General features: G+C 51.0%; 8 protein-coding genes. 7 read left to right on the top strand and 1 reads right to left on the bottom strand.

Annotation, left to right across the window (positions count from 1 at the left end; all coding sequences use genetic code 11):
• Positions 1 to 371: 371 nt before the first annotated feature.
• The 7 genes from WBG83_RS17750 (at position 372) to WBG83_RS17720 (ending at position 8,396) form a co-directional block, all read left to right on the top strand.
• Positions 372 to 806 (top strand): stalk domain-containing protein, encoded by a 435-nt coding sequence (locus WBG83_RS17750; protein ID WP_442955849.1) that lies wholly within the window; start codon positions 372 to 374, stop codon positions 804 to 806.
• 355 nt (positions 807 to 1,161) lie between these two features.
• Complete coding sequence (locus WBG83_RS17745) at positions 1,162 to 2,703, top strand: M23 family metallopeptidase (RefSeq protein ID WP_336746600.1); 1,542 nt, start codon at positions 1,162 to 1,164, stop codon at positions 2,701 to 2,703.
• A gap of 223 nt (positions 2,704 to 2,926) precedes the next feature.
• Positions 2,927 to 3,646, top strand: coding sequence for a response regulator YycF (yycF, locus tag WBG83_RS17740; protein WP_336746599.1), 720 nt, complete (start codon positions 2,927 to 2,929; stop codon positions 3,644 to 3,646).
• Entirely contained in the window at positions 3,647 to 5,488 is a 1,842-nt protein-coding gene (walK, locus tag WBG83_RS17735; RefSeq protein ID WP_336746598.1) for a cell wall metabolism sensor histidine kinase WalK, read from the top strand. It begins immediately after the preceding gene.
• Positions 5,485 to 6,771 carry a YycH family regulatory protein gene (locus WBG83_RS17730; RefSeq protein ID WP_336746597.1) on the top strand — a complete coding sequence of 429 codons (1,287 nt, stop codon included), beginning with the start codon at positions 5,485 to 5,487 and terminating at the stop codon, positions 6,769 to 6,771. The genes walK and WBG83_RS17730 overlap by 4 nt, the downstream gene beginning before the upstream one ends.
• Positions 6,772 to 6,792: 21 nt before the next feature.
• A complete protein-coding gene (yycI, locus tag WBG83_RS17725) occupies positions 6,793 to 7,530 on the top strand; it encodes a two-component system regulatory protein YycI (protein WP_336746596.1) in 738 nt (245 codons plus the stop codon).
• A 65-nt stretch (positions 7,531 to 7,595) separates the two neighbouring features.
• A complete protein-coding gene (locus WBG83_RS17720) occupies positions 7,596 to 8,396 on the top strand; it encodes an MBL fold metallo-hydrolase (protein ID WP_336746595.1) in 801 nt (266 codons plus the stop codon).
• On the opposite strand, the gene WBG83_RS17715 is transcribed toward WBG83_RS17720, so the two are convergent.
• A complete protein-coding gene (locus WBG83_RS17715) occupies positions 8,365 to 8,571 on the bottom strand; it encodes a hypothetical protein (protein WP_336746594.1) in 207 nt (68 codons plus the stop codon). The genes WBG83_RS17720 and WBG83_RS17715 overlap by 32 nt on opposite strands.
• Between the last annotated feature and the right edge of the window lie 90 nt (positions 8,572 to 8,661).

Below are 8,661 nucleotides of genomic sequence, written 5' to 3'. Positions count from 1 at the left end.
TTTTGTCTGCTCGTACTTATGAAACTGGACACCGCTACACATCACAGTATTCTTCAGCTTTATCGTTGGCTTAAAATTCTATTATGGGAACCGATGCATCAATGGATGGAACGAATTCACCGTAAACCTAGTCGAAAATCAGCGGGTAGGCGCAAGAAACAGTGAGCTAGTATTTCCGTCACTCAGGGGAAACTACATAAATTTACCAAATGGACAGAGAGCTACCTTCTGGTGGGCAATCGACTTTTTGGTAATGAAAACTAAAACCTTGTTCAGAATTATTCGAAAACTATGCCACCGACTTTTTATGCAACGCTAGTGCCGTTAAATATAGCATTAACGAGAAAGAAAAATCGCTTGAAGAAGAATACGTGACATTAAATTATAATGGCCACGTCTATGTTCCAATCCGTTTTATTGCTCAATCGCTAGGATATTTTGTTCATTATGATGAGGAGGAAAGTACCATAGAATTATCAAAAGAAGCTCTGCCTAGCCATTATGTAGAACGGGTTTCGAACAATATAGACATAGGGGCCTCAGCAGATTTTATTATGGATTTATTGGGTGAACCTCAACTTACCGGGCCGTACGATTCACATCTGGCTTGGCGATATGATTTTCTTACTCAAGAAAATTACATGTTTCACGATCTTGTTCCAGATAAGGCTGGTTTATCTAACGGCTCTGTCGGGGCACAATTGTTTCTATATTGGAATACGGATAAGACATTAAGTAAGTATGAGGTCTGGTATACTAAAGGCTACGACCAGAAGAAAAAAATTGCTCATATTATTGTGGAATGATGTATCATCTGAATCATTATTTAGTTCAAACAGCTACTAAAGAAGTGTAACATAAAAACAACGCCCTTCAAGCGGCCATAAGGCTGGATGAGGGGTGTTGTTTTGCTAATCAGGTCTCTGAAAAAAAACGCGCACATCCTATGCAGATTTAGAGGAATGTAGAACTCATTTTCGACGTTTTTTGTTCGAAAACCGCCTGAATTCTTTCACTTTCGTCAGAGGAATAAGAAATAGGACTTCGATTTTGTTGAAAAAGGGCAATCAGCTATGGTAAAGTAGAAGCGTTGGTGTCCAAATAGGGTTTGTAAATTTTTCATATGCTTCGTATACAAAATAGGAGCAAGAGGAGAGAACTATGAAGTCATTCAAGGTTAAAGACCGTCTGAATGAAGTCGTTTCTTCGCTAAAGAAGAAGCTTCGTTCCATTCGGGCAAGTAACTTGATTGAATCCGTCAAAACCGCTCAGCCTCTTCAACATACATACGCATCCCTGGTAAAGCATAAGATGATTGTGCTCAAGACGGTTGGTTCGTTATGTGTGTTCGCGGCGGTGTCCGTCGGCGGCAATCAGTTTGTCAATGCCAATATGAAGGAAGTTTTCCACGTTTATGTAGATGGTCAAGAGGCAGGCGTAGTTAGTGATCCGCAGGTAGTGGAGCAGTACGTCATCAATAAATATAAAGAAGTGCAAGAAAGCAACCCTGATAAGCAAATGGTCCTGAATACGGATGCGATCAGTTATAAAAGTGAAAGGGCTTTCATGGCTGAAGATACCGACCAAACCGTACTTGATCAGCTGGGGCAGATGCTGACAGCCAAAGCGATTGGAGCGGAAATCAAGGTTGACGGCAAAGTAGTCGGGGTCGTAAAGGATAAAGAAACGGCATCACAGGTGCTGGAAGAGCTGAAGGCGAAATTTGTTCCGAAGCCCAAGGAAAATAAAAAGGTTATGACGCTGTCGGCATCACAGTCTGAACAGCCTAGCGGCACCACGGAGCTGGTGTCTGACGGATTCATGCAGCAGGTCGAGGTAAGCTACACGGATCTCGGCGATTCGGAGCCGATGAATCCGGAGGATTTGCTGCAGAAGCTGCAAACGGGTGATGTGCAGCCTACAAAATATACCGTGCAAAAGGGAGACTGTGTTTCTTGTATCGCCAAGAAATTGGAAATCTCCCGCCAAGTGATATACCAGAACAATCCATGGATCGTCGATGATAAGATTAAAGAAGGACAAGTGCTTGATTTAACAGTGCTTCAGCCGACCTTGACGGTGAAGACTGTTGAGCGCGTAGTCGAGAATCAGGAAATGCAGCATGATGTTGTTTACCAGAAGGATGCTACGCTTCGTCAAGGTATTACGAAGACGATTAAACCCGGCAAAAACGGGATGAAGCAGGTCACCTATTTAATTACCAAGGCGAATGGCTTGATGATGGATGAAGAGGTGCTTGAGGAAACCGTCATTGAAGAGCCTGTTTCCGAGGTAGCAGTGAAGGGCTCAAAGGTTGTACTCGGGGAAGGCACAGGGAGGTTCTCCTGGCCGGTTCTTGGCGCTTCCATTACAAGTACCTTCGGAACACGCTGGGGCAAAATGCACAAGGGCGTGGACTTGTCCGGCAACCGCAATATTATGGCTTCGGATAACGGCGTTGTGGTTTTCACAGGGAACCGGAATGATGGCTACGGCAATCAGATCGTCATTGACCATCAGAACGGCTACCGCACCTTGTACGGGCATCTAAGCAGCATCACTACAACGACCGGCAAAGTGGTGGAAAAAGGCGAGAAAATCGGAATTATGGGCAGTACAGGAGATTCCACGGGCGTGCATTTGCATTTTGAAGTGCAAAAAGGCGGCGTGGCCGAAAATCCGCTGAAGTATTTGTCCCGTTAATTGGCCGCAGGCTCAAGAACCTGCGGAGGGGACTTCCGTGCAAGCAGATGTCTTGCTTGTGGAAGTATCCCTTCTATAAATAAAACGAGTAGACAGCTCAAACCGGGTCATTCCGGTGTGGCGCTGTCTTTTTTTTCATGGGCCGCAGGGGCCGAATGCAATGTGAAGCGGGCAGCGATATGGTAGAATAGAGGGACAAAGCGCTATAAAGGAGGGACCTCGCGTGTACGGCAAAATACTGGTGGTCGACGACGAGCAACCAATTGCGGATATACTGAAATTTAATTTGGAAAAAGAGGGCTATCAGGTCATTTGCGCCTTCGATGGCGGGCAAGCTGTGGAGCTGGCTTTCTCCGAGGACCCGGACCTGATTCTGCTGGACATTATGCTTCCGGTGAAGGACGGCATGGATGTATGCCGGGAGGTGCGGACCCGTTCGCATACCCCGATTATTATGCTGACGGCCAAGGATACGGAGCTGGATAAGGTGCTGGGCCTGGAGCTGGGCGCCGATGATTATGTAACGAAGCCGTTCAGCACCCGAGAGCTGCTGGCCCGGGTGAAGGCCCATTTGCGGCGTCAAAATAATCAAGGCGGGGCGGCACAAGCGGCAGCGAGCAGTCCGCAGGGGCTGCGGGTAGACCGGCTGCTCATCGACAGCGATATGTATGTGGTGTATAAGGATGGAGCGGCGCTGGATTTGACGCACCGCGAGTTTGAGCTGATTCATTACATGGCACGGCACAGCGGGAAGGTGATGACCCGCGAGCATCTGCTGCAGGCGGTATGGGGCTATGAATATTTCGGGGATGTGCGGACGGTAGACGTAACCATTCGCCGCCTGCGTGAAAAAATCGAGGACGATCCAAGCAAACCGGAATATATTATGACCCGGCGCGGGCTGGGCTACATGCTTAAAAATCCGAGGGTCGGAGGCGCCTGAATGAAGGGCATCCGTTTTTTTCAATCGATACAAATCCGGATTATTATTATATACGTCCTTCTGATTTTGCTGGCGATGCAGGTTATTGGGGTGTACTTCGTGCGGACGATGGAGCACTCCTTCAAGGACAATTTTACAAACTCGCTTAATGATCAGGCGTACTTGCTGGCGGAGATAACGGAGAAGTATTTGAAGGCTAACCAGGAGGTCAAAGCGGAAGGGGACAAGTCATATGACGAGCTGAGCCAGGCCGTCAACAATTTGTTCGCGATGAGCCGGACCGAAATCCAGATTATCGACGCCAACGGGATCGTACGCGTGCTGAGTACATCGCAGGAAAATCGCAAAGCGCTGCTCAATCAGAAAAACACACAGAAGGAAGTCAGCCAGGCGCTCCAGGGCATCCGGGATATTGAGCAGGAAATTGAATTGGACGGCGATCCGAAGAAGGTGATTGCCCAGCCGGTCGGCTCGGGCGGCAAGGTACTGGGAGCGGTCTATATTGTGGCGTCTATGGATGAGCTGTACAACACGATGAACCGGATTAACAAAATTTTTATTTCCGGGACCTTGATTGCGCTCGGATTGACGGCGTTGCTCGGTATCATACTGTCCCACACGATTACGAATCCGATTAAGGAAGCAACCAAGCAGGCTACCGCGGTTGCGGAGGGAAATTTCAACCAGCTGCTGCAGGTGAAGGGCGAAGATGAAATCAGCCAATTGGGGAAAGCGTTCAATTATATGACCCACCGGCTGAAGGATGCGCTGGCGGCCGGGGAAGAGGAGAAAGAGAAGCTTGCCTCCATCCTGTCTAACATGAGTGACGGTGTGATTGCGACTGACGACCAAGGGACCGTTATCGTGATGAATCGCCGGGCCAAGCAGATGCTTGAAATTCAGGATGGGAGCCCGGCCCAGAGCGACATTTCGGCGCTGCTGGGAATTAGCCATGAGGACATTGGCCGTATGGTCCGCTCTGAAAATAACACCGTCATGATTTCCATCCCTGTTGTGGATGAAGAGGAGGAGCTTACGGTGCGGGTGGTCTTTACGCCGATTTACCGGCGGGACCGCGGATTCACAGGAACTATTGCCGTACTGCAGGATGTGACGGAGCAGGAGAAGCTGGAGCTGTCACGCCGGGAATTCGTGGCGAACGTATCCCATGAGCTGCGGACGCCGCTTACGACGATTAAGAGCTATCTGGAAGCGCTGGACGACGGGGCGCTGGAGGATGAGCAGCTGGCGAAGCGGTTCGTCGGGGTTACACGCAATGAAACGGAGCGGATGATCCGGCTCGTGCATGACTTGCTCCAGCTGTCGCGCCTGGATTCGAGGCAGGCTTTGATCAGCAAGGAGCCGACGGATGTAAGCGTCATGCTGGAGGAGGTGGCTGACCGCTTCTCCTTCCAGCTCCGGCAGCGGAATATCGATATCCGGATTGACGTGCAGCCGGGCATCGGTGAAATTATGCTGGATCGGGACCAGATCGACCAGGTGCTGGACAACCTTGTCTCCAATGCGAGCAAGTATACGCTGGGGAATGGCAGTATTTATATTTTGGCCCGGAAGACCGGAAAGGAATGGCTGGAAATTAGTGTTCGAGATACCGGTATCGGCATTCCGAAGAAAGATTTGAACCGGATCTTTGAGCGGTTTTACCGGGTGGACAAGGCCAGATCCCGCAACATGGGCGGTACAGGGCTCGGTTTATCGATTGCCCGGGAAATAATACGGGCTCATGGCGGAACGATTACACTGGAGTCCGAATTGCACCAGGGCACGAAGGTTTGCTTTACGCTGCCGCTGCTGTACAGCAAGGAGAGTGATGAGCCATGATCAGCCGGATGAAGACGCTGCTGCTCGTTTTTTTGGTCGCCGCCAGCTTGCTGCAAACGTATTTCCTGGTGTTCAGTATGCCTAAATTTGATTCCATTAATTTGTCCCAGTATGTGCAGCCGGATTTCACAGGAACGCCGGAGACGCTGGAGGAGCTTATATTTCCCGAGCAAATCGTGCTCCACTACGGAAAAGAGCGCCATACGGTGCTGTATCCGCGCCAGACGGCGTTTTACGATATGATTTTTGATTTTGTCCGGCAGCGCAGCTTTGACGGCTTCAAGCGTATCGGGACAACGATGCTCAACATGAACTGGCAGGAGATCCGCAACAAGCAGCCGGGGGTGGAAATCCGCTTCCGGGCCGGTGTTCCGGTGCAGGTGCTGCAGAACGTGATGAACCTGAAGGGGGATTTACTGAACGAAACGGCCTTGATTACCCGCATCTGGTTCTATGAGCGTGAGAATTCGGAGGAAGTGAAGGCTTTTTTCTTCACGGACAATCCGCTTATTGTGTATGAGGCGACCAAGCCGGATTTGAACAACAAGGATTTGGAGCGGTTTATCGGTCTTGGGGAGAATCTGCCCAATTATACGCTGCGGGAAACGGATATCTATATTCCGGAGAAGCCGCTGGATATCGTGAAATTGACGATTCCATATGACCGTCTTACGCCAACCCAGCTGCAAAATCTGCTATTCGTGGACCCTGCAAATATTCGGAATTTCAAGGATCGCGAAGGGTCTGAAATTTATACGGATGGTAAGCGAGGGCTGCAGGTACGAAGTGAAAAGCTGTGGTTTACGTATTCCGACCCGGCGCCGCCGGTGGAGCAGCGCAGCGATATTCAGGAAAATCTGCTCTCTGCGGTGCAGTTTATTAACCAGCATGGGGGCTGGAATGGCACGTATGCAATTGGCCGCCTGCCGTCCGGCATTTCGGTCGGGAAGCAGACGCTGATGCTCCGCCAGTTCATGGAGTCTTACCCCATTATCGGCGCGGAAGAGGATAGCGTGGGCCTCATTCGCATTCACATTCAAAAAGGGCTCGTCACCAGCTATGAGCGCTCGATGACGGTTATGGATGTGCGCCGGATGGAGCGGACGCAGCAAAGCATTCCCGGCGGTCAGGACCTGGAGGCCCGTCTGGCGCTTCTGGCGGAGAAGGGGTCAGTGGCCGGGGTGTATCCGGCTTACCGTCCGCAGGTCCGGGAGAAATTCATTGAGTTGATCCCAGCATGGGCGGTGGAATACCGTGACGGTACGATTAGCCTGCTGAAATAAGCTCACGAAAGGAGGGCCGCTATGGATTGGAGCCGGGCCAAGACAGTGTTGATTGTCGCTTTTTTGCTGCTGAATATGATGCTCGGTTATGAGCTATGGGCCAAAAAATGGAGCTTGAGCAGCTCCGAAACGGACATGGCGGCCGTCAGCGAAGAGGTCAACCGGTTAATGCAAAGCAAGGGCATCGGTCTGGAGACCGAAATTCCGAAAGACACCCCACGGCTGCGCGAAATTGTGATAAAATCGAGTGAGGAATGGAAGCAGAGCCCGAAGGTGAGCCTGCCGGAGCCGGTCAAAGTGACCCGCGCCGCGCAAAAATGGTCTTCCCGGGATGCGCTCGGCAAGTACATTCAGCATCTCGACCTGTATCAACTGGATTCCGTATCAAGCAAAACCGGAACGTATGTATATACACAAATGTACGGCGAGCTTCCGATTTTTGAAGTGAATTTGGAGCTATATCATGAGCAGGGTGAGGTTCGGGCCTATAAGCAGTCCTATGTAGAAATCGAGGAAGGCACTGCGGAGGCGAAGCAGAAGGTCATTTCTGCATTTACCGCCGTACGAAGCCTGCTGGAGACGAATATTCCGCAGGGCTCTGTCATCTCCGATGTGCGGCTCGGGTATCACGGCCGCTTCTTCGCCACGGATCAGCAGCCGCTGCTGCCGTTCTGGCGTGTGGTGCTGAAGGATGGGCGTATGTACTACGTGAACGCCTTTACCGGAGCGAAGCTGGCGGATAATGTGGACGGCGGGTAAGGCCTGGGGGCAGGCAGATAGGACTGACAGCAACGAGGCTACAATTCGAGGATCGAGGGGAAACGATGAAATTCAGCATACTTGCCAGCGGCTCAACGGGCAACTCCATGGTCGTGGAGGCTGCCGGACGCAAGGTGCTGGTTGACGCGGGGCTTAGTGCCAAAAAAATCGACCAGCTCCTGCAGGATCGCGGTATCTCCGGCAAGGAGCTGGATGCGATTATGATAACGCATGAGCATGCGGATCATATCAAGGGTGTCGGCGCGCTCGCCCGGAAATACGATTTGCCGGTGATGGCCAATGAGAAGACATGGACGCAGCTGGACAAACAGCTTGGGCAAATTGCGGAAGATCGCCGAGTCGTTATGCAAACCGGCGAGATGCGCGATTTCGGCGAGCTGAAGGTGGAATCGTACGCAATTTCACATGACGCTGCGGAACCGGTCGGCTACTGCTTTTACCATGGGGAAGAGAAGCTGGGCCTTGCTACGGACCTTGGGTATGTGAGCAGTAAGGTGAAAGAAACAATTGAGGATTCCGATGTGCTGGTGCTGGAATCCAATCATGATGTCCAGATGCTGCGGATGGGACATTACCCGTGGAATATTAAACGCCGGATTTTGAGCGATGTCGGGCATTTATCTAATGAAGCTGCAGGCGAAGCGCTGAGCGAGATGGCATCGGGAAAAACAAAGCGCGTCTATTTGGCCCACTTGAGCCGGGATCACAATCTGATGGATTTGGCCCGCATGACAGTGCAGCAGGTGCTGGAGGAACGGAATGTGACGGTAGGGGGCCAGCCGGTGGAGCTGCTGGATACGTTTTTTGACCGGGCTACGAAATGGGATACTCTGTCTCGGGACTGATGGCGTCCAGGTCGGTGGCTCTGGCCTCAAGCTCCTGCATCGTCAGGATGCCCTTCTCCACCAGCAGCTCGATAATGGCGCTGAGCGCGACTGTATTGCGATAATGACCTTCTTTCAGGTCAGCGATCTTGCCGATGAAGTCGATTTCAGCGAGATGAGGATGAATTCGGTTCATTTTGTTCTCTCCTTTTTGGCCGGTTTCTATGAAACCGTTATGAAAGTGGCCAGTCACTATTATTGTAGGCGTTCTGGACGAAAAACATTC

Origin of the sequence: Paenibacillus sp. y28 (assembly GCF_037137075.1) — a bacterium.
In the GTDB taxonomy this organism is placed as follows: domain Bacteria; phylum Bacillota; class Bacilli; order Paenibacillales; family NBRC-103111; genus JBBBNV01.
Note: the sequence above shows the minus strand (reverse complement) of the source record. Positions and strands in the feature narration are given on the sequence as shown.

Bases quoted from the DNA above. Each gene is read 5' to 3' on its own strand.
- WBG83_RS17730 (WP_336746597.1), top strand. From the start codon at position 5,485: ATGATCAGCCGGATGAAGACGCTGCTGCTCGTTTTTTTGGTCGCCGCC.
- WBG83_RS17745 (WP_336746600.1), top strand. From the start codon at position 1,162: ATGAAGTCATTCAAGGTTAAAGACCGTCTGAATGAAGTCGTTTCTTCG.
- WBG83_RS17715 (WP_336746594.1), bottom strand. From the start codon at position 8,571: ATGAACCGAATTCATCCTCATCTCGCTGAAATCGACTTCATCGGCAAG.
- yycI (WP_336746596.1), top strand. From the start codon at position 6,793: ATGGATTGGAGCCGGGCCAAGACAGTGTTGATTGTCGCTTTTTTGCTG.
- walK (WP_336746598.1), top strand. From the start codon at position 3,647: ATGAAGGGCATCCGTTTTTTTCAATCGATACAAATCCGGATTATTATT.
- WBG83_RS17720 (WP_336746595.1), top strand. From the start codon at position 7,596: ATGAAATTCAGCATACTTGCCAGCGGCTCAACGGGCAACTCCATGGTC.